This is a genomic window from Streptomyces sp. NPDC005863, from assembly GCF_042871345.1.
Classification (GTDB): Bacteria; Actinomycetota; Actinomycetes; order Streptomycetales; family Streptomycetaceae; genus Streptomyces.
Genome location: NZ_JBIAII010000001.1, coordinates 1,065,417 through 1,084,326 on the forward strand (window position 1 = coordinate 1,065,417; position 18,910 = coordinate 1,084,326).

An 18,910-nucleotide genomic window follows, 5' to 3' on the forward strand; every position below is an offset into this window, starting at 1 on the left:
GTCCGGTCCGGAGGATCAGTGCTTGGCGGGCAGGAAGCCCACCTTGTCGTACGCCTGGGCGAGGGTCTCGGCGGCGACGGCACGGGCCTTCTCCGCCCCCTTGGCCAGGATCGAGTCGAGCGTCTCCGGGTCGTCCAGGTACTGCTGGGTGCGGTCCCGGAAGGGAGTCACGAACTCGACCATGACCTCGGCGAGGTCGGTCTTCAGCGCACCGTAGCCCTTGCCGGTGTACTTCTGCTCCAGTTCCGCGATACCGGTTCCGGTGAGCGTGGAGTAGATGCTGAGGAGGTTGCTCACACCCGGCTTCTGGGCCACGTCGTAGCGGATCACGGTGTCGGTGTCGGTGACGGCGCTCTTGACCTTCTTGGCGGTGGCCTTGGGCTCGTCGAGGAGGTTGATGAGGCCCTTCGGCGTGGACGCCGACTTGCTCATCTTGATCGACGGGTCCTGGAGGTCGTAGATCTTCGCCGTCTCCTTGAGGATGTACGCCGACGGCACGGTGAACGTCTCCCCGAAGCGGCCGTTGAAGCGCTCGGCGAGGTCACGGGTGAGCTCGATGTGCTGGCGCTGGTCCTCGCCGACCGGGACCTCGTTGGCCTGGTACAGCAGGATGTCGGCGACCTGCAGGACGGGGTACGTGAAGAGGCCGACGGAGGCGCGGTCGGCGCCCTGCTTGGCGGACTTGTCCTTGAACTGCGTCATCCGCGAGGCCTCGCCGAAACCGGTGAGGCAGTTCATCACCCAGGCGAGCTGGGCGTGCTCGGGGACGTGGCTCTGGACGAAGAGCGTGCAGCGCTCCGGGTCGAGGCCGGCGGCGAGCAGCTGGGCGGCGGCGAGCCTGGTGTTGGCGCGCAGGTCGGCGGGGTCCTGCGGCATCGTGATCGCGTGCAGGTCCACCACCATGTAGAAGGCGTCGTGGGACTCCTGCAGCGCCACCCACTGGCGGACCGCGCCGAGGTAATTGCCGAGGTGGAACGAGCCGGCGGTGGGCTGGATCCCGGAGAGCACACGAGGTCGTTCAGAGGCCATGGTGCCCATTCTCTCAGGTGACTCTCATAGCTCGGAAACAGGTGTGTGACGAGTAAGAACCGAACGGAGTCGAACAGAACGGGATCGGGGTGCGTTCCGCGTGCGCCAGTCACCGTGCTGTCGGGGCCACCGCGGCGGGCGCGCCGGTTCGGCAGGTTTCTTCGTCCGCGATGCGAGCGACGATAGGAATGGGCGCCACACCCGCCCCCAGCCGCAGGACGAACGGAGACCCCGTGTCGAGTACGTCATCTTCCGCTACGAACACTTCCCGGACGACCAGCGAGCAGCTCATCGCCTCGGCCGAGGCGCACAGCGCGCACAACTACCATCCGCTGCCCGTCGTGGTCGCCTCGGCCGAGGGCGCGTGGATGACCGACGTGGAGGGGCGCCGCTACCTCGACATGCTCGCCGGGTACTCGGCCCTCAACTTCGGGCACGGCAACCGCCGGCTCGTCGACGCCGCGAAGGCGCAGCTGGACCGGGTGACGCTGACGTCGCGGGCCTTCCACCACGACCGGTTCGCCGAGTTCTGTACGCGCCTTGCCGCGCTGTGCGGCAAGGAGATGGTGCTGCCCATGAACACCGGCGCGGAGGCCGTCGAGACGGCCGTGAAGACCGCGCGGAAGTGGGGCTACCGGGTCAAGGGCGTGCCGGACGGGCAGGCGAAGATCGTGGTCGCGGCGGACAACTTCCACGGCCGGACGACGACCATCGTCAGCTTCTCCACGGACGAGGAGGCGCGGGCCGACTACGGCCCGTACACGCCGGGCTTCGAGATCGTGCCCTACGGCGATCTCGAGGCGCTGCGGGCCGCCGTGACCGACGACACCGTGGCCGTGCTCCTGGAGCCGATCCAGGGCGAGGCCGGGGTCCTGGTCCCGCCGCCCGGCTATCTGCCGGGGGTCAGGGAGCTGACGCGGGAGCGCCGGGTCCTGTTCATCGCGGACGAGATCCAGTCGGGCCTCGGCAGGACGGGCCGGACCTTCGCGTGCGAGCACGAGGGCGTGGTGCCGGACGTGTACCTGCTGGGCAAGGCGCTCGGGGGCGGCGTGGTGCCGGTGTCGGCGGTGGTCGCCGACTCCGATGTGCTCGGGGTCTTCAAGCCGGGCGAGCACGGGTCGACGTTCGGCGGCAACCCGCTCGCCTGTGCGGTGGGCCTCGAGGTGGTCGCCATGCTGGAGACGGGTGAGTTCCAGCAGCGGGCCACGGAGCTGGGCGAGCACCTGCACGCGGAGCTGGGCCTGCTGACCGGCACGGGCAAGGTGACGCAGGTGCGGGGGCGCGGGCTGTGGGCGGGCGTCGACATCGCGCCGTCGTACGGCACGGGACGGGAGATCTCCCAGAAGCTGATGGACCGGGGGGTGCTCGTCAAGGACACGCACGGGTCGACGATCCGCATCGCTCCCCCGCTGGTGATCAGCAAGGAGGACCTGGACTGGGGCCTGGACCAGTTGCGGGCGGTGCTGAGCTAGGGCCTGGCGGGCGGACCGGGCCGTCGCCCGTACGGGGAGTCGTACGGTCTCACAGGATCACGTGCGGGATGAACCGCGCGTACTCGTCGGTGATCAGGCCGGACGACTCCCGGATGCCGAGGCCCGCCGCCTCGTCCTCGACGACCCACGCGCCGAGCACGACCCGGTTGCCGTCGAAGTCCGGGAGCGGGGCCAGCTCCTGGTAGCAGCACGCCTCTTCGCGGAGGGCGGGCGGCTCGGTTCCCGGCTCGTGCACGGTCACTCCGGCGCCTTCGCGGCCGAGCAGCGGCTTGGCGACGTATCCGCGCTCCCGGGCGAGCTCGCGGGGGCCGTCCAGGTAGGCGGGGAGGAGGTTCGGGTGGCCCGGATACAGCTCCCACAACACGGCGAGCAGCGCCTTGTTGGAGAGCAGCATCTTCCAGGCGGGTTCGATCCACAGGGTCGAGCCCGTGCCGCCGCCGTTGTCGAGGGTCTCCAGGACGTGCGGGGCGAAGCGGTCGGTGGTCAGCCACTCCCACGGGTAGAGCTTGAAGCAACTGCGCATGAAGCGGAGCTTCTTGTCGACGAAGCGGCGCGAGAGCCGGTCCCAGCCGATGTCCTCCATGGAGATCGACTCCGCGGCGAGGCCCGCCTGTTCGGCCGTCTCCCGCAGGTACGCGACCGTCATCAGGTCTTCGCCGAGCTCGTCGGCCGCGGAGTGCGCGAAGTACAGGGGGCTGCCGGGCGGCAGGAGCCCGGCCTGCTTCCGCCAGGCGTCGACGAGGCGCTCGTGCAGGGAGTTCCACTGGTCGGCGCCGGGGAAGCGTTCCTCCATCCAGAACCACTGGGGGCTCGCTGCCTCCACGAGAGAGGTGGGGGTGTCGGCGTTGTACTCCAGCATCTTCGCCGGGGCCGTGCCGTCGTAGCGCAGGTCGAAACGGCCGTACAGGGACGGGAGTTCGGCCCGGCGGTGCCAGGCCTCGGTGACGGCGGCGGCCACCCGCGGGTCGGTGATGCCGAGGTCGGCGAGGCGGTCGTGCTCGACGAGGTGCGCGGCGGCGGCCAGGCACATCGCGTGCAGTTCCTCGACGACCTCCTCCAGGGCCTCCACCTCGGGGAGCGAGAAGACGTAGTAGGCGCTCTCGTCCCAGTAGGGGCGCAGGGTGTCGTCGGGGTGGCGCGTGAGGGGGTAGATGAGCCCCTGGTCCTCGACGGTCTGCTGCCAGCCGGGGCGCGGTTCTATGGTGTGGCGTTCCATGGCGTGTGTGTCGTGTCCGGGTTCGGTCCGGCCGCTCAGCCGCCGCCGCTGCCGCTGCCCGAGCAGCCGAAGCCGTCCCGGTCGACGGCCTCGCTGCGGCTGAAGGTGCCGTCGTCCGCGTAGCGCCCGTCGACGTCGGCGTCGTAGTACCAGGCGGCGTCGGCGCGGCTTGATGTCTTGCCGGTGCCGGTACCTGTTCCTGCGCTTGTGCCGTGGGAACCCTTGCGGGACTTGCCGGACGAACCCGAGGCGCCGGACTTGCACTTGCTGTCGCTGACGACGCGGTAGCCCTTGGCGTAGTCGTAGCTGTCGCGGTCCACGCAGCGGCGGTCGGGGTCCGAGCCGCAGGAGGTCAGGGCCGCCGCGAGGACGCCCATGCCGCCGAGCACGACCGTGCTCGACCGCAGCCGTCGTGGTTGCTTCTGTGCCATGGTGTTTCCGCTCCCCCGTTGTGCTGTCCAGTTTTGCCCGGTTCCGCCGGGCGTTGCCGGGCGGTGTCCGCCGCGTGCGCGATCAGCGTAGGTAGGCCTCGGCCGTCCGGGCCAGCCGCCTCCCCCCTGGTTCCCCTGCGGATCGCGCCTACTCCGCGTCCTCTACAGTCACTTCGTGTCTCTTGGGATGATTTGCGCTCTCGGTTCAGCGGTCTGCTTCGGCACGGCCTCGGTCTTTCAGGCGGTCGCTGCGCGGGCCACCGCGCCCGGCACCGGCTCCGGTGTCGACGCGGCGCTGCTGCTGCGCGCCCTGCGCCAGTGGCGCTACCTCGTGGGGCTCGGCCTCGACGGGCTCGGATTCCTGCTGCAGATCGTGGCGTTGCGGACCATTCCGATCTACGCGGTGGGCGCGGCGCTCGCCGCGAGTCTCGCCGTCACGGCGGTGGTCGCGGCCCGGTTGCTGCGGGTACGGCTCAGCGGCGTGGAGTGGGGCGCGGTGGCCGTCGTCTGCGCGGGGCTCGCGATGCTCGGGCTCGCCTCCGGTGACGAGGGCGAGCGCGCCGGTTCGACGACCTTGCGGTACGTGATGCTGGGCGTCGCCTTCGCCGTTCTGCTGCTCGGCGCGGTGGCCGGGCGGCTGCCCGGACGGGGGCGGGCGCTGGCGCTCGGCCTCGGGGCGGGGTGCGGTTTCGGGGTGGTGGAGGTGACCGTACGGCTCATCGACGACATGGCGCCGGGGGCGCTGTTCACCAATCCGGCGACGTACGCGCTGCTGGTGGGCGGGGGTGCGGCGTTCCTGCTGCTCACGTCGGCGTTGCAGCGGGGCTCGGTGACGACGGCCACGGCCGGCCTGGTGATCGGCGAGACGATCGGTCCCGCGCTGGTGGGTGTGGTGTGGCTGGGCGACCGTACGCGCGAGGGGCTGGAGTGGCTCGCCGTGCTGGGCTTCGTTGTGGCGGTGGTGGGGGCGTTGGCGTTGGCGCGGTTCGGTGAGCCTGAGTCCGGGGACGGTGGGGGGGCGGTCACCGTTTGAGCTCGGTGCCGTTTCGTGCGGGTTCCCTTTGCCGCACGCCTCGGGGCTCCGCCCCGGACCCCGCTCCTCAAACGCCGGAGGGGCTGGATTTCCGTCACCACCCGAGCCGGGGCTTCGGACGCCACGGCACGCGCGCCCCCTCCACCGCACCCCACGGGGCACCGCCCCCGACCCCGCTCCTCAAACGCCGGAGGGGCTGATATTCCTCACCGGCGCCGGAGAGGCTGGACTTTCGCACCGTACGCGCGGAACCCCAGAGCCCGCCTCAACCGCGAGCCCCCTCCGCCGCACCCCACGGGGCTCCGCCCCCGACCCCGCTCCTCAAGCGCCGGAGGGGCTGATATTCCTCACCGGCGCCCCGGGCCCCAGGAGAGGAATTCCCTCAGCCCGGCAGCACCCTGCACAACGCCTCCAACGCCCCCGCCCACGCGTGCTCCGCCGGGGTCCCGTAGCCCACCACCAGCGCGTCCCCGTACCCGCCCTCGGGCAGGGGCGACTGGGGGTGGCGGTAGGACGTCAGGCCGTGGACCGACAGGTGTTGCCAGCCTGCTGCCTGGACCACCGACTGTTCGGTGCCCGGCGGGAGTTCGAGCACCGCGTGCAGGCCCGCCGCGATGCCCGTGGCCCGCACCTCCGGTGCCCGCGCCGCCAGCGCCGCCACCAGTTGGTCGCGGCGGCGCCGGTAGCGGAGGCGGGCGGCGCGCACATGACGGTCGTACGCGCCGGACGTGATGAACTCCGCCAGCGCCAACTGCTCCACCGCACCGCACGACGCGCCCCCCGCCTCCTTCTCGGCGAGCACCTCGTCCCACAGGCCCGACGGCAGCACCATCCAGCCGAGCCGCAGACCGGGCGCGAGGGACTTGCTGGCCGTGCCGCAGTACACGACGCGTTCGGGGTCCAGGCCCTGGAGCGCGCCGACGGGCTGGCGGTCGTAGCGGAACTCCCCGTCGTAGTCGTCCTCCAGGATCACCCCGCCCTCGCGCCGCGCCCAGTCGACGACGGCAGCCCGCCGGTCGGGGTGGAGCGGCACGCCCATCGGGAACTGGTGCGCCGGGGTGAGCAGCACCGCCTTCGCCGGACCGCGGCGCCGGCCGTCGTCGGCGCTCAGGCCCGCCACATCCGTGCCCCGCTCGTCAAAGCCGAGCGGAACCGTGCGCAGGCCCGCCCGGTGCAGCTGGTTCCAGTAGAGGTCCAGGCCGTACGCCTCCACGGCCACCTCGGGCAGCCCGCGCGCCTTCAGGACCCGGCCGAGGATCGACAGGGCGTGGACGAAACCCGCGGTGATGATCATGCGGTCCGGGTCGGCGCGCACGCCGCGGGCCCGTGCCAGGTAGTCGGCGAGGGCGCTGCGCAGTTCGACGCGCCCCCGCGGGTCCGCGAAACCGAGCGCGTCGGGCGGTGCCACGGCCAGCGCGCGGCGGACCGCCTTGAGCCACTCCGCGCGCGGGAACGTGGACAGGTCCGGCGTGCCGGGGCTCAGGTCGTACATCGGCGCCCCGCCCGTCCTGCGGGGCCGCGCGGGCCGCGCCGGCGGGGCGATCGCGCGCTCGACCACCCGGGTGCCCGAGCCCTGGCGCGCCGTGAGCCAGCCCTCGGCGACCAGGTCGGCATACGCGTCCGCCACCGTGTTCCGGGCGACGCCCAGGTCCACGGCGAGGGAGCGGGAGGACGGCAGCCGGGTGCCGGGGGCCAGGCGGCCGCCGCGCACCGCCTCCCGCAGCGCGTCCGTCAGGCCCTTGCGGACCCCGTGCCGGGACGCGCCGCCGCCCGTCTCCAGGTGGAGGTCGACGCCCAGGACACCGCCTCCCGTGCCGCCCGTATCGCCCGTATCGGCGTCCGCGCCACCCGCTGAAGTGGCCCACGTTTCTTCCATGGAAATGGACCATACCCATGGGCTACTGCTTCCGTAGGGTCGAAGCATGACGACGAACCCGACCTCCACCGAACAGACCAACCAGCCCCCTTCGACCGGCCAGGCCGGCACCACCGGCGCCCACGTCCACGAGCACACCGCCCGCCTCGACTGGAGCCGGCACGCGCCCGAGGTGTTCAAGGCCATGATCAAGCTCGACGCGGCCGCCCGTAAGGGACTCGACCCGGTGATCGGCGAGCTCGTCAAGATCCGCGCCTCGCAGCTCAACCACTGCGCGTACTGTCTCGACATGCACACCAAGGACGCCATCGCCGCGGGCGAGAGCGTCGAGCGCATCATCCAGCTCAGCGCCTGGGAGGAGTCGCAGCACTTCTACACGGCCAAGGAGATCGCCGCGATCGAGCTGACCGAGGCGATCACCGTGCTCACCGACGGCTTCGTGCCGGACGAGGTGTACGCGAAGGCCGCCGCGCACTTCGACGAGGCGGAGCTCACCCAGCTCATCGCCGCGATCACCGTCATCAACGCGTGGAACCGCTTCGGCGTCAGCACCCGCCAGGTGCCGGGGCACTACAAGGCGGCGAGCGCCAAGTGAGCGTACGCACCACGCAGTTGGACCAGGGCGTCGTCGGCGCGATGAGCACCCTCAGCGCCGCCGCCAAGAAGGGGCTCGGCGACCCCGTGCTCGCCGAACTCGTGATGATGCGGGCCTCGCAGATCAACGCCTGCGCGTTCTGCCTCGACATGCACGTGGACGTCGCCCTGAAGAACGGCGAGAGCCCCAAGCGCATCGCCCTCCTCAACGCCTGGGAGGAGGCCGGCGACCTCTTCAGCGAGCGGGAACGCGCCGCACTGGCGCTGACGGAGGCCGTCACCGTACTCACCGACGGCTTCGTGCCCGACGACGTCTACGCGCGGGCGGCCGCACACTTCGACGAGGGGCGGCTCGCCCATCTCCTCGGCGTGATCGCCGTCATCAACAGCTGGAACCGGCTGATGGTCAGCCGCCGCATCGCACCCGGAGGCCCGGCATGGTGAACCACGTCGACACACTGCGCGCCCTGCACCGGCGGTCGGCGGCCGACGGGCCGCTGGTCCTGCCGGGCCCGTGGGACGCCGCGAGCGCCCGGGTGTTCGAGGAGAAGGGGTACGAGGCGCTCGCCACGCCCAGTGCCGGCGTCGCGCTCTCCCTCGGGTACGAGGACGGGCAGGTGCCGCCGGAGGAAATGTTCGAGGCGATCACGCGGATCGTGCGGTCGGTCTCCGTGCCCGTGACCGCGGACATCGAGGCGGGTTACGGCATCGCCCCGAAGGAGCTGGTGGAGCGGCTCCTGGAGACGGGCGCGGTCGGCTGCAACCTGGAGGACTCCGTGGGCGGCCACGGCCCGGCGGGAGCTCTCAAGGACCCCGCCGAACAGGCCGCGTTCCTCGCGGAGGTGCGGGAGGCGGCGGGTGACCGGCTCTTCGTCAACGCGCGGGTGGACACGTTCGTCAGGGGCGTCACCGATCCGGCGGCGGCCGTCGAGCGGGCCCGCCTGTATGTGGCCGCGGGCGCGGACTGTGTGTACCCGATCATGGCGCCGGCCGAGGCGATCCCCGCGCTGCGGGCGGGGATCGAGGGGCCGATCAACGTGGTGGCGCGGCCGGACGGGCCCTCGCTGCGGGAGCTCGGGGAGCTCGGTGCCACGCGGATCACGTTCGGTCCCGGGCTGTTGCACCGGGCCATGGCGGCCCTGGGGGACATCGCCGACCAGTTGAGGTAGGCGTGGAGGTGCCGGGTGCCCGTTTTGACGGAGCACCCGGCAACCGGCAACCGGCAACCGGCAACCGGCAACCGGCCAAGACAAGCCGCCTACTTGGGCAGCCACCCCTTCCACTTCGACGTGTGCTCGTCGATCCACTTCTTCGCCGCGTCGTCCGGCGACATCTTCTTGTCCGCGATCATCAGGGAGACCTCGTTCTGGTCCTCCTCCGACCACTTGAAGTTCTTCAGGAACTTCGCGGCGTCGCCGCCGTTCTTCGCGAAGTCCGCGTTGAAGTACTTCTGCAGCGGCGTGTGCGGGTAGGCACACTTGATCTTGGCGGGGTCGGCGTCGCAGCCCTCCTTGTACTTCGGCAGCTTCACCTCCGTCATCGGCACCTTCTCGAACAGCCACTGCGGCTTGTACCAGTAGGTGAGGAACGGCTTCCGCTGCTTGGCGAACTGCTCGATCTGGGTGATCTGCGCCGCCTCGGAGCCCGCGAAGACGACCTGGTAGTCCAGGCCCAGGTTCTGCACCAGGGCCTTGTCGTTCGTCACGTACGACGGGGAACCGTCCATGAGCTGGCCCTTGTCGCCGCTCTCGGACGTACGCAGCTGCTTCGCGTACTTGTTGAGGTTCTTCCAGTCGGTGACGTCCGGGTGCTTCTTGGCGAAGTACGTCGGGACGTACCAGCCGATGTGCCCGGTCACGCCGACGTCGCCGCCGGGGACGATCGTCTTCTTCTCCTTGACGTACCGCTGCTCCTGGTCCGGGTGGCCCCAGTCCTCCATGATCGCGTCGACGCGGCCCTGGCTGAGGGCGTCCCAGGCGGGCACCTCGTCGATCTGGACCTTGTCGACGCGGTAACCCAGTTTGTTCTTGAGCAGGTACTCGGCGACGGCGACGTCCGCCTGCGCACCGACCCAGGACTGGACCGAGAGGGTCACCGTCTTGGCGCCCTCGGCGTTCGCGTACGGAGACGCCTGCTTGCTCATGTCGGCGGCGCCGCAGCCGGAGAGCGCGAGCAGCGCGCCGCCGGCCGTGACGGCGCTCAGGACACGCGTACGAACGCGCATGTCAGGCTCCCTTCTTCGCGCGGCGGGGCCGGCGTTCCGTGGGCTGCGTGACGCGGTCGAGCATCAGGCCGAGGCAGACGATCGCGGCACCGGCCACCAGGCCGGTCGCCAGGTCGCCCTGCGCGATGCCGAACACGACGTCGTAGCCGAGCGCGCCACCGCCGACCAGGCCGCCGATGACGACGACGGCGAGGACCAGGACGACGCCCTGGTTGAGGGCGAGCATGAGCGCGGGGCGGGCCAGCGGCAGCTGGACCTTGCGCAGCTGCTGCCAGCTGGAGGCGCCGAGCGAGCGCGAGGACTCCATCGCGGCGGCGTCGACCTGGTTCAGGCCCTGCGTGGTGATGCGGACGACGGCGGGCAGCGCGTAGACGACCGCCGCGGCGACCGCGGGGGCGCGGCCGATGCCGAAGAGGGCGACGACCGGGATCAGGTAGACGAACTGCGGCATCGTCTGGAAGACGTCGAGCACCGGCCTGAGCAGGCGTTCGAAGCGCCCGCTGCGGGCGGCCGCGATGCCGGTCGCGAAGCCCAGGACCAGCGTCACGGCGACACCGGCGAGGACCTGCGCGAGGGTGTCGAGGGACTTGTCCCAGACGCCGAGCACGCCGATCGCGGCCATCGCGGCGACGGCGGTGAGCGCGGTCTGCCAGGTGCCGATCAGCCAGGCGAGCGCGGCGACCACGAGCAGCACCGACCACCAGGGCAGGCCCTGCAGGCCGTCCCTGACCGGGTTGAGGACCCAGGTGGTGAAGTGCGAGGCCCAGTCGGCGGTGCCGCCGACGACGGGCACGCCGGTGTAGATGTGGTCGACCATCCACTCCTTGGCGGTGTTCACCGAGGGGGCGATGTTGACGACCCAGCCGGTCGGCCAGTCCACGCGGTCCGCGAAGCGCGCGGCGAGCGCGACGACGACGGTGCCCGCGGCGGCGACGGACCAGCCGCGCCGGCCGCGCAGCGCGGAGGTGTCCTCGGCGCTCGTCCCGGCGTGTTCGCCCGCGGCGCCGGTGACCCGGTCGAGGACCACGGCGAGCAGCACGATGGGGATGCCGGCGGCGAGCGCCTGACCGACGTCGACGGTGGAGAGCGCCTGGTAGACGCGGTCGCCGAGGCCGCCCGCGCCGATCACCGAGGCGATGACGGCCATGGAGAGCGCCATCATGATCGTCTGGTTGAGGCCGAGCAGGAGCTGCTTGGCGGCGAGCGGGAAGCGGGCGGAGAACAGCCGCTGCCTGCCGGTCGCGCCGAGCGAGGTCACCGCCTCCATCACGCCGCCGTCGGCGCCGCGCAGGCCGAGCGCGGTGAGCCGGGCCATCGGCGGGGCGGCGTAGACGACGGTGGCGATGATGGCGGCCGGGACGCCCATGCCGAAGACGAGGGCGAACGGCAGCAGGTACGCGTACGCGGGCAGCACCTGCATGGTGTCGAGGACCGGACGCAGGATCCGGAAGATCCGGTCGTTGAGGCCGCCGGCGAGGCCGAGCAGCAGCCCGATCACGACCGAGACCAGGACGGCGACGATCATCAGGGCGAGCGTCTGCATGGTCGGCACCCACATGCCGAGCAGCCCGCACACGGCGAACGCGGCGGAGGCCATGACGGCGAGCCTGACGCCCGCAACGCGCCAGGCGACGAGCCCGGCGCCGATGGTCACACCGGCCCAGCCGGCCGCGAGGAGCACGAGGTAGACGCCGCGCACGGAGAGCACGATGGCGTTGCTGACGTGCCCGAGGAAGTAGATGAACAGCGGGTGGCTGTCGCGGTTGTCGATGATCCAGTCGGTGGTCCTGCCGAGCGGCCCGGTCAGGTCGACGGTGAGCGCGTCGGGCCAGGCGCCGGAGGCCCACTTGGCGTTGAGGATCGGCACGATGACGGCCGCGGCGACGGCGAGCAGCAGGAGCTTGCCGACGGCGCGGTGGCGCAGGAGCGCGCCGATTCCCGTATCTCGTACGGGTCCTGAGGCGGTGGCGGTGGCCATCAGATGACCACCTCGCCCGGGCCGGCGGCCGGGTCCGGCGCGGGGGCCGAGGTCCCCGCGACCACGGCGAGCAGCCCGGCGTGGTCCACCACGCCCAGGCAGCGCTTGCCGTCCATCACGCGCACCGGGAAGCCGGTGCGGGCGACGGCCTCGATGGCCTCGGAGACCTTGGCGTCGGGCGCGAGGGCGGCGCCGCGGGTCTCCTCGTCGCCGTCGGCGGGGCGCATGGCGCTGCGTACGGTCATCACGTCGGCGCGCACCACGTCGCGCACGAAGTCGCGGACGTAGTCGTCGGCCGGGGAGCCGACGATCTCCTCGGGCGTGCCGAGTTGGACGACGCGGCCGTCGCGCATCAGGGCGATGCGGTCACCGACCCGGAGGGCCTCACTGAGGTCGTGGGTGATGAAGACCATCGTGCGGCCCTCTTCGTCGTGCAGGCGGCAGATCTCTTCCTGCATGTCACGGCGGATCAGCGGGTCGAGGGCGCTGAACGGCTCGTCGAAGAGGAGGACCTCGGGGTCGACGGCGAGGGCGCGGGCGAGGCCGACGCGCTGCTGCTGGCCGCCGGAGAGCTGGCCGGGCTTGCGCTGTTCGAGGCCTTCGAGGCCGACCTTCTTGACGACTTCGAGGGCCTTGGCGCGGCGCTCGGCCTTGGCGACGCCCTGGATCTCCAGGCCGTACGCGACGTTGTCGAGGACCGAGCGGTGCGGCAGCAGGCCGAAGTGCTGGAAGACCATGGCGGCGCGGTGGCGGCGCAGTTCGCGCAGGCGGGTCTTGTCCATGGCGAGGACGTCCTCGCCGTCGATGGCGAGGCTGCCGGAGGTGGGCTCGATGAGCCGGGTGAGGCAGCGTACGAGGGTGGACTTGCCGGAGCCCGACAGGCCCATGACGACGAAGACCTCACCCTTCTTGACGTCGAAGGAGACGTCGCGCACGGCGGCGGTGCAGCCGGTGCGCTCCCGCAGTTCGGCGGGGCTGAGGTCGTGCACCTCGGTGTTGCCGGGTATTCGCTCGGCGCCGGGTCCGAAGACCTTCCAGAGGTTGCGGACGGCGAAGACGGGCCCGTCGGCCGCCCCGCTCTCTTCGGTCGTGTTGTCCGTGCTGGTCACGGTGGCCTCGCTCATCGGCCGTCACCACCAAGGATCTCGGCACATTTCTCCCCGACCATGAGTACTCCGATCATCGGGTTCACGGCGGGCATCGTCGGGAAGACGGATGCGTCCGCGATACGGATTCCTGCCAGGCCCCGGATCTTCAACTCCGGGTCGACCACGGCGAGTTCATCAGTGGAAGCGCCCATTCGGCAGGTGCCGGCCGGGTGGTAGACGGTGTGCGCGGCCTTGCGGACGAGTTCGCTGATCTCGGCGTCGTCGGTGACGTCGGGACCGGGGAAGACCTCGCGCTTGAGCCACTTCTTGAAGGGTTCGGCCTCGGCGACCTTGCGGGCCAGCTTGATGCCGTCGACGAGGGTCTGCCCGTCGTAGTCGCCCTCGTCCTCGAAGTACCTGAAGTCCAGGGCGGGCTTGACCTCCGGGTCCGCCGACGTCAGGTAGAGGCGGCCGCGGGAGCGGGACTTGGGGATGTTCGGGGTCATCGAGACGCCGTGCTCGGGGCGCTCGTAGCCGAGGCGCTCCGGGTTGTCCGTGAACGGAATTTGGTAGAAGTGGAACATCAGGTCCGGGCCCTTGTGGTCCGGGTCCCGCTTCACGAACAGGCCCGCGTCGGAGTCCATCGCTGAGTTGCCGGGGATCGGCCCGTTCGTCTCCCAGACGATGACCGACTCGGGGTGGTCGATGAGGTTCTCGCCGACGCCCGGCAGGTCGTGGACGACCGGGATGCCGAGGGCTTCGAGGTCCTTCTTCGGGCCGATGCCGGAGTGCATGAGCAGCCGCGGCGTGTCGACGGCGCCGGCGCAGACGAGGACCTCGCGGCGGGCGGTGAACAGCTTCTCCACGCCGTCCTTGGTGCGCAGGTGCACGCCGCGGGCGGTCTTGCCGTCCAGCTCCAGCTTGGTGGCCCAGGTCTCCAGGAAGAGGTGGAGGTTCGGGCGGTCGCCGGCCTCCATGTGGGGGTGCAGATAGGCGACCGAGGCGGAGGAGCGCTTGTTGTTCTCCGGGTGGTACGAGAGGTCGAAGAAGCCGACGCCCTCGTCGAAGGGCTTGTCGTTGAAGCCGACGACCTCGGGGACGCCGAGCGCGGTCTTCGTCGCCTCGACCCAGTCGGTGGCGATCTGGTTCTGGTCCTTCTTGGCGACGCGCACGATGTTGTTGCGCAGCTTGCCGAAGTAGGGGTCCATCGCCTTGGCGTTCCAGCCGGCGGCGCCGGCCGCCTCCCACTCGTCCCAGTCGGACGGCAGCGGCTTGAAGGAGATCAGGGTGTTGTGCGACGAGCAGCCGCCGAGGACCTTGGCGCGGCTGTGCAGGATGTGCGAGTTGCCGCGCGGCTGCTCGGTGGTCGTGTACTCGTAGTCCAGCTCGCCGCCGAGCAGGCCGAGCCACTTGCGCAGCGTGAGGACGTCCTCTCGGCCGATGTCGCTGGGGCCGCCCTCGATGACGGCGACGGTGACGTCCGGGTTCTCGGTGAGACGGGACGCGATCACCGATCCTGCGGTGCCGCCGCCGACGATGACGTAGTCGAACTCGGTCTGGTCAGACATGCGTACGTGCTCCTCTTCCTGCGAGGTCGTGCCAAGGTGCTTGCGCGTGATGAGCGGGGGGGCGCTTGAACGTGTTGCGCGCGGGGCGGACTTCCCGCCCCGCGCGTACTTCTCGTGTGTGCCGGCCGTCTCAGCCCGCGAACCAGCGCACCGGCTGCGGCGCCAGGTTCTGGTAGATGTGCTTGGACTCGCGGTACTCGGCGAGACCCGCGGGCCCGAGCTCGCGCCCGACACCGCTCTTGCCGAAGCCGCCCCACTCGGCCTGCGGCAGGTAGGGGTGGAAGTCGTTGATCCAGATGGTGCCGTGGCGCATCCGGCGGGCCATCCGGGCGGCGCGGCCCTGGTCGCTGGTCCACACGGCGCCGGCCAGGCCGTACTCGGTGTCGTTGGCGAGGGCGACGGCCTCGTCCTCGGTACGGAAGGTCTCCACGCTCAGCACCGGGCCGAAGACCTCCTCGCGCACGACCCGCATCTCGCGGTGGCACTGGTCGAGCACGGTCGGCTCGTAGAAGTAGCCCTCGGCGGGGCGCACGTCGCTCGGCTCGGGGCGCTTGCCGCCGGAGCGGAGCACCGCGCCCTCCTCCAGAGCGGAGGCCACGTACATCTCGGTCTTCTCGCGCTGCTGCTGCGAGACGAGCGGGCCGCACTCGACGCCGTCCTCGGTGCCGCGGCCGAGCTTGATCTTGCGGGCGCGGCGGGCGAGTTCGGCCACGAAGCGCTCGCGGACGGACTCCTCGATGATGAGGCGGCCACCGGCGGAGCAGACCTGCCCGCTGTGGATGAAGGCGGCGTTGAGCGCCTGGTCGACGGCGGTGTCGAAGCCCTCTTCGGTGGCGCAGGCGTCGGCGAAGACGACGTTGGGGTTCTTGCCGCCGAGTTCGAGGGCGACCTTCTTCACGCCGAGCGCGGCGGCCTGGGCGACCTTGGTGCCGGAGACGAGGCCGCCGGTGAAGGAGACCAGGTCGACGTCGGGGTGGTCGGAGAGCCGGGCGCCGACGGTGTGGCCGGGGCCGGTGACGATGTTGGCGACACCGGCGGGCAGCCCGGCCTCGACGAGGAGCTCGATGAGCGCGACGGTCGTCAGCGGCGTGATCTCGCTGGGCTTGATGACGAAGGTGTTGCCGGCGGCGAGCGCGGGCGCGATCTTCCAGCTGGCCTGGAGCAGCGGGTAGTTCCAGGGCGTGATCATCGAGCAGACGCCGACGGGCTCGTGCACGACGACGCTGTGGATGTCCTCGGAGCCGGCGTCGACGACCCGGCCGGCGCCCTCGCCGATCACCAGGTCGGCGAAGTACCGGAAGGCGTCGGCGACGCAGTCGACGTCGACGCGGCCCTCCTCGACGGTCTTGCCCGCGTCGCGGCTCTCCAGGAGCCCGATCTCCTCGCGGTCGCGTACGAGGAGGTCGGCGACCCGGCGCAGCAGCGCGGCGCGCTCGGCGACGGGCGTGCCCGGCCAGGAGCCCTCGTCGAAGGCCTTGCGGGCGGCTGCGACGGCGGCGTCCACGTCCTCCGTGGAGCCCTCGGCGATCACGGCGAACGGCTTGGCGTCCGCGGGGTCGAGGATCTCGCGGGTGGCGCCGGAGGCGGCCGCAAGCCACTCTCCGCCCACATGAATGGTCTTTTGTGCGGACACGTCCCGTTTGCCTTCCGTTCCTGTCATATGCCCCCGCCTGTCACTCGCGGTAGCCGGGTGCACCTGCCCTCCGGCGGAGAAACCATGCACATCATGTGGCCGAAAGTGCGCTGTGTCACTGCGTGTGCGGGACGAGGGCGCCGGTCACCGTGCGTCGGCGGCCCCGGCGAACTCGTCGAGGGCCTCGTCCGCCGGCTCGTCCTCGACCGAGAGGCCGGCCACCCACAGCGGCATCAGCCAGTGGATGACGAAGACGGTGAACAGGACGGGGAAGAGGAATCCTTCGACGTCCACACCCTTCACGGTGGCGGCGCCCGCCGCGACGGTGACGGCGAGAAGCAGCCACAGCATCACCCGCTGGGCCGTGGCCGCGACGCGGCTGCGCTCCGCGCGCTGACGCTCGTCCAGCGCGCGCACCCGCAGATCGAGCAGGCCACGGGTCGAGCTGTTGATGACGCCGGTCACGAAGCACCACGGCAACAGCAGCCCCAGCATGGAGAACGTCGCCCAGCGTTCGTCGCCGACGGCCGAGCACAGCCAGAGGGCGACGGCCACTGCGGTCAGCGCCACGTGGACCGTGACCATGGTCCGCCTGCGGGCGGCGGTGGCGTGGAAGGGGGCCGCCTCCCGGCGGTTCATCAACCGGTGCATCCACCGGTCGTATCCGGTCGGCGGACGCTGCTCGTCGGCCCTCATCAGTGCTTCCTCCCGTAGACCTGATCGGTGAGCGGGCGAAAGGGCTCCAGGGAGAACAGGGCCTCGACGGGCAGCCCGAAGAACCGGGCGATCTTCAGGGCCAGGTCGAGGCTCGGGTTGTACTGCCCCCGCTCGATGTAGCCGATGGTCTGGTAGTGCACCCCGACCGCCTCGGCCAGGCTCTGCCGCGACACCTTCCGCTCGGCGCGCACCATCGCCAGCCTGTTGTGCACTTGCTCGCTCATGTATAAGAAGTACTACATTCGTGAGTACGAGAGCAATGACCCCGGCAGCAAGAGCCACGGGGACCACAAGGACGGGGAGCGGAAGACATGTTCGGCACCAAGCGGGAACTGATGGTGATCGCCCTGCGCGACACGGACGCGGTCGCGGAGGAGCTGCGCGAGGCGCTCGCGACAGCCGACGAGAGGGACCGCCCCGGCCTTGAGCGCGCGGCGGCGCTCCTCGCCCGCACGGCCGCCGTCCCGGACTCCGAGATACGCGGCCGCTGGGCCCTGCGCCAGATCACCGCCGCCGGGCACACGGGCCCCGCCGACTCCGTCCACGCGGTCAAGGTCCTGCGCCGGGCCGAGCCGGGCCTGAGCCTGGCGTCGGCGGTACAGCTGTCCAGGGAGGCGGCGGCGCTCCGGGCGGATGAGGACGTCCCTCCTCGGCCATGAACGCCCGGTCCCGGGCTCTCCGGAGCTCGCCCCTCCACGTCGTACGCCAACAAGACCGCCCTCCGGCGGCCTTGACGGCTGCCGGAGGGCGGTCTACCAGTCGTGCGCCTACGCGTCGGCTCAGATGAGGCCGAGACCGCGGACGGCCTCGCGCTCCTCGGTGAGCTCCTGCACGGACGCGTCGATGCGGGTGCGCGAGAACTCGTTGATGTCCAGACCCTGGACGATCTCGTACGCGCCGTCCTTCGTGGTGACCGGGAAGGAGGAGATGAGCCCCTCCGGCACGCCGTACGAACCGTCCGAGGGGATGCCCATGGAGGTCCAGTCGCCCGCGGCGGTGCCGTTGACCCAGGTGTGGACGTGGTCGATGGCGGCGTTGGCGGCCGAGGCGGCCGAGGAGGCGCCACGGGCCTCGATGATCGCGGCGCCGCGCTTGGCGACGGTCGGGATGAACTCGTCGGCCAGCCACGCCTGGTCGCTCACGACGTCGGCGGCGTTCTTGCCGGCGATCTCCGCGTGGAAGATGTCCGGGTACTGGGTGGCCGAGTGGTTGCCCCAGATGGTGAGCCGCTTGATGTCGGCGACGGACGACCCGGTCTTCTTCGCCAGCTGCGACAGCGCGCGGTTGTGGTCGAGCCGGGTCATGGCGGTGAAGCGCTCGGCCGGTACGTCCGGGGCGGCGGCCTGGGCGATCAGCGCGTTGGTGTTGGCGGGGTTGCCGACCACCAAGACCTTGATGTCGTCCGCGGCGTGGTCGTTGATGGCCTTGCCCTGCGGCTTGAAGATGCCGCCGTTGGCCTCCAGGAGGTCACCGCGCTCCATGCCCTTGGTACGGGGGCGGGCGCCGACGAGCAGCGCGACATTGGCGCCGTCGAACGCGACGTTCGGGTCGTCGCTGATCTCGATCGAGTTCAGCAGCGGGAAGGCGCAGTCGTCGAGCTCCATGGCGGTGCCCTCGGCGGCCTTCAGGGCGGGCGTGATCTCGAGCAGTCGCAGATTGACCGGCACGTCCGCGCCGAGCAGGTGGCCCGAGGCGATGCGGAAGAGCAGCGCGTAGCCGATCTGGCCGGCCGCGCCGGTGACGGTGACATTCACGGGAGTGCGGGTCATGGCGATCTCCGTAAGACAGCTGGCGGTGGGGGTCCCTGTCGTCCGTGGATCCCCTGGTTCCTGGATCCCCGCCGACACCGCTCGATCGCCTCTCGATGATCGATCTCTTGGCATCAAGAGAGATCCGCCGCCAGGCTATCGCGCCCCGCCCACCCCTGACCGCCGGGCCACTGTGTCCCGGCCCACAACCGAGAGGGGGGGGCGGCCGCCACGTAGGGGGGGGAGCGTGGCGGCCGCCGGGGGGGTGTGACCACTCCCGTG

18 protein-coding genes are annotated in these 18,910 nt (G+C 71.1%); 6 read left to right on the top strand and 12 right to left on the bottom strand.

From position 1 onward, the window contains the following. Nucleotides 1-15: 15 nt before the first annotated feature. Nucleotides 16-1,029 carry a tryptophan--tRNA ligase gene (gene trpS / locus ACFYO9_RS04595; RefSeq protein ID WP_355803647.1) on the bottom strand — a complete coding sequence of 338 codons (1,014 nt, stop codon included), beginning with the start codon at nucleotides 1,027-1,029 and terminating at the stop codon, nucleotides 16-18. A 188-nt stretch (nucleotides 1,030-1,217) separates the two neighbouring features. Between trpS and rocD the strand changes: the two genes are divergently transcribed. Further along, nucleotides 1,218-2,501, top strand: a complete 1,284-nt coding sequence (gene rocD / locus ACFYO9_RS04600; RefSeq protein WP_358776744.1) for an ornithine--oxo-acid transaminase — start codon at nucleotides 1,218-1,220, stop codon at nucleotides 2,499-2,501. 49 nt (nucleotides 2,502-2,550) lie between these two features. Here rocD and ACFYO9_RS04605 read toward each other — a convergent pair whose 3' ends face one another. Continuing rightward, nucleotides 2,551-3,738: a glutathionylspermidine synthase family protein gene (locus tag ACFYO9_RS04605; RefSeq protein WP_358776745.1), complete on the bottom strand. Its 1,188-nt coding sequence runs from the start codon at nucleotides 3,736-3,738 to the stop codon at nucleotides 2,551-2,553. A gap of 35 nt (nucleotides 3,739-3,773) precedes the next feature. Then, nucleotides 3,774-4,169: a hypothetical protein gene (locus tag ACFYO9_RS04610; protein ID WP_358776746.1), complete on the bottom strand. Its 396-nt coding sequence runs from the start codon at nucleotides 4,167-4,169 to the stop codon at nucleotides 3,774-3,776. Between the two features lie 187 nt (nucleotides 4,170-4,356). Between ACFYO9_RS04610 and ACFYO9_RS04615 the strand changes: the two genes are divergently transcribed. After that, nucleotides 4,357-5,202 carry a hypothetical protein gene (locus tag ACFYO9_RS04615; protein ID WP_355804213.1) on the top strand — a complete coding sequence of 282 codons (846 nt, stop codon included), beginning with the start codon at nucleotides 4,357-4,359 and terminating at the stop codon, nucleotides 5,200-5,202. A 382-nt stretch (nucleotides 5,203-5,584) separates the two neighbouring features. Here ACFYO9_RS04615 and ACFYO9_RS04620 read toward each other — a convergent pair whose 3' ends face one another. Beyond that, nucleotides 5,585-7,078 (bottom strand): PLP-dependent aminotransferase family protein, encoded by a 1,494-nt coding sequence (locus ACFYO9_RS04620; RefSeq protein ID WP_358776747.1) that lies wholly within the window; start codon nucleotides 7,076-7,078, stop codon nucleotides 5,585-5,587. Between the two features lie 46 nt (nucleotides 7,079-7,124). Between ACFYO9_RS04620 and ACFYO9_RS04625 the strand changes: the two genes are divergently transcribed. From ACFYO9_RS04625 to ACFYO9_RS04635, 3 genes are read left to right on the top strand one after another with little or no spacing between them, the layout of a single operon-like run. Then, nucleotides 7,125-7,673 (top strand): carboxymuconolactone decarboxylase family protein, encoded by a 549-nt coding sequence (locus tag ACFYO9_RS04625; RefSeq protein WP_358776748.1) that lies wholly within the window; start codon nucleotides 7,125-7,127, stop codon nucleotides 7,671-7,673. Beyond that, nucleotides 7,670-8,116 (top strand): carboxymuconolactone decarboxylase family protein, encoded by a 447-nt coding sequence (locus tag ACFYO9_RS04630; protein WP_358776749.1) that lies wholly within the window; start codon nucleotides 7,670-7,672, stop codon nucleotides 8,114-8,116. The genes ACFYO9_RS04625 and ACFYO9_RS04630 overlap by 4 nt, the downstream gene beginning before the upstream one ends. Continuing rightward, nucleotides 8,110-8,841: an isocitrate lyase/phosphoenolpyruvate mutase family protein gene (locus ACFYO9_RS04635; protein WP_358776750.1), complete on the top strand. Its 732-nt coding sequence runs from the start codon at nucleotides 8,110-8,112 to the stop codon at nucleotides 8,839-8,841. The genes ACFYO9_RS04630 and ACFYO9_RS04635 overlap by 7 nt, the downstream gene beginning before the upstream one ends. Nucleotides 8,842-8,930: 89 nt before the next feature. Here the strand turns inward: ACFYO9_RS04635 and ACFYO9_RS04640 are convergent, their stop codons facing one another. From ACFYO9_RS04640 to ACFYO9_RS04670, 7 genes are all read right to left on the bottom strand, one after another. Next, nucleotides 8,931-9,896, bottom strand: coding sequence for a glycine betaine ABC transporter substrate-binding protein (locus tag ACFYO9_RS04640; protein ID WP_358776751.1), 966 nt, complete (start codon nucleotides 9,894-9,896; stop codon nucleotides 8,931-8,933). Between the two features lies 1 nt (nucleotide 9,897). Next, entirely contained in the window at nucleotides 9,898-11,874 is a 1,977-nt protein-coding gene (locus ACFYO9_RS04645) for an ABC transporter permease subunit (protein ID WP_358776752.1), read from the bottom strand. Next, nucleotides 11,874-12,998 (bottom strand): glycine betaine/L-proline ABC transporter ATP-binding protein, encoded by a 1,125-nt coding sequence (locus tag ACFYO9_RS04650; protein WP_358776753.1) that lies wholly within the window; start codon nucleotides 12,996-12,998, stop codon nucleotides 11,874-11,876. The genes ACFYO9_RS04645 and ACFYO9_RS04650 overlap by 1 nt, the downstream gene beginning before the upstream one ends. Next, nucleotides 12,995-14,530, bottom strand: a complete 1,536-nt coding sequence (locus ACFYO9_RS04655) for a GMC oxidoreductase (RefSeq protein WP_358776754.1) — start codon at nucleotides 14,528-14,530, stop codon at nucleotides 12,995-12,997. The genes ACFYO9_RS04650 and ACFYO9_RS04655 overlap by 4 nt, the downstream gene beginning before the upstream one ends. A gap of 130 nt (nucleotides 14,531-14,660) precedes the next feature. Continuing rightward, nucleotides 14,661-16,190 (bottom strand): aldehyde dehydrogenase family protein, encoded by a 1,530-nt coding sequence (locus ACFYO9_RS04660; protein ID WP_358776755.1) that lies wholly within the window; start codon nucleotides 16,188-16,190, stop codon nucleotides 14,661-14,663. Nucleotides 16,191-16,307: 117 nt separating this feature from the next. Continuing rightward, the gene (locus tag ACFYO9_RS04665; protein WP_358776756.1) at nucleotides 16,308-16,859 is read right to left on the bottom strand and encodes a hypothetical protein; all 552 of its coding nucleotides are present in this window, start codon (nucleotides 16,857-16,859) and stop codon (nucleotides 16,308-16,310) included. Further along, the gene (locus ACFYO9_RS04670) at nucleotides 16,859-17,104 is read right to left on the bottom strand and encodes a helix-turn-helix transcriptional regulator (RefSeq protein WP_358776757.1); all 246 of its coding nucleotides are present in this window, start codon (nucleotides 17,102-17,104) and stop codon (nucleotides 16,859-16,861) included. The genes ACFYO9_RS04665 and ACFYO9_RS04670 overlap by 1 nt, the downstream gene beginning before the upstream one ends. 87 nt (nucleotides 17,105-17,191) lie before the next feature. Here ACFYO9_RS04670 and ACFYO9_RS04675 point away from each other — a divergent pair, with 87 nt between their 5' ends. Further along, the gene (locus ACFYO9_RS04675) at nucleotides 17,192-17,539 is read left to right on the top strand and encodes a hypothetical protein (RefSeq protein ID WP_358776758.1); all 348 of its coding nucleotides are present in this window, start codon (nucleotides 17,192-17,194) and stop codon (nucleotides 17,537-17,539) included. Nucleotides 17,540-17,659: 120 nt separating this feature from the next. Here ACFYO9_RS04675 and ACFYO9_RS04680 read toward each other — a convergent pair whose 3' ends face one another. Beyond that, nucleotides 17,660-18,649, bottom strand: coding sequence for a malate dehydrogenase (locus ACFYO9_RS04680; RefSeq protein WP_358776759.1), 990 nt, complete (start codon nucleotides 18,647-18,649; stop codon nucleotides 17,660-17,662). Nucleotides 18,650-18,910 lie beyond the last annotated feature (261 nt).

Coding starts and splice junctions, on each gene's coding strand:
- ACFYO9_RS04615 (WP_355804213.1), top strand. CDS start 4,357: ATGATTTGCGCTCTCGGTTCAGCGGTCTGCTTCGGCACGGCCTCGGTC.
- ACFYO9_RS04650 (WP_358776753.1), bottom strand. CDS start 12,998: ATGAGCGAGGCCACCGTGACCAGCACGGACAACACGACCGAAGAGAGC.
- ACFYO9_RS04635 (WP_358776750.1), top strand. CDS start 8,110: ATGGTGAACCACGTCGACACACTGCGCGCCCTGCACCGGCGGTCGGCG.
- ACFYO9_RS04660 (WP_358776755.1), bottom strand. CDS start 16,190: ATGACAGGAACGGAAGGCAAACGGGACGTGTCCGCACAAAAGACCATT.
- ACFYO9_RS04605 (WP_358776745.1), bottom strand. CDS start 3,738: ATGGAACGCCACACCATAGAACCGCGCCCCGGCTGGCAGCAGACCGTC.
- ACFYO9_RS04640 (WP_358776751.1), bottom strand. CDS start 9,896: ATGCGCGTTCGTACGCGTGTCCTGAGCGCCGTCACGGCCGGCGGCGCG.
- ACFYO9_RS04655 (WP_358776754.1), bottom strand. CDS start 14,530: ATGTCTGACCAGACCGAGTTCGACTACGTCATCGTCGGCGGCGGCACC.
- ACFYO9_RS04670 (WP_358776757.1), bottom strand. CDS start 17,104: ATGAGCGAGCAAGTGCACAACAGGCTGGCGATGGTGCGCGCCGAGCGG.
- ACFYO9_RS04675 (WP_358776758.1), top strand. CDS start 17,192: ATGTTCGGCACCAAGCGGGAACTGATGGTGATCGCCCTGCGCGACACG.
- rocD (WP_358776744.1), top strand. CDS start 1,218: ATGGGCGCCACACCCGCCCCCAGCCGCAGGACGAACGGAGACCCCGTG.
- ACFYO9_RS04610 (WP_358776746.1), bottom strand. CDS start 4,169: ATGGCACAGAAGCAACCACGACGGCTGCGGTCGAGCACGGTCGTGCTC.
- ACFYO9_RS04665 (WP_358776756.1), bottom strand. CDS start 16,859: ATGAGGGCCGACGAGCAGCGTCCGCCGACCGGATACGACCGGTGGATG.
- ACFYO9_RS04645 (WP_358776752.1), bottom strand. CDS start 11,874: ATGGCCACCGCCACCGCCTCAGGACCCGTACGAGATACGGGAATCGGC.
- trpS (WP_355803647.1), bottom strand. CDS start 1,029: ATGGCCTCTGAACGACCTCGTGTGCTCTCCGGGATCCAGCCCACCGCC.
- ACFYO9_RS04625 (WP_358776748.1), top strand. CDS start 7,125: ATGACGACGAACCCGACCTCCACCGAACAGACCAACCAGCCCCCTTCG.
- ACFYO9_RS04620 (WP_358776747.1), bottom strand. CDS start 7,078: ATGGAAGAAACGTGGGCCACTTCAGCGGGTGGCGCGGACGCCGATACG.
- ACFYO9_RS04680 (WP_358776759.1), bottom strand. CDS start 18,649: ATGACCCGCACTCCCGTGAATGTCACCGTCACCGGCGCGGCCGGCCAG.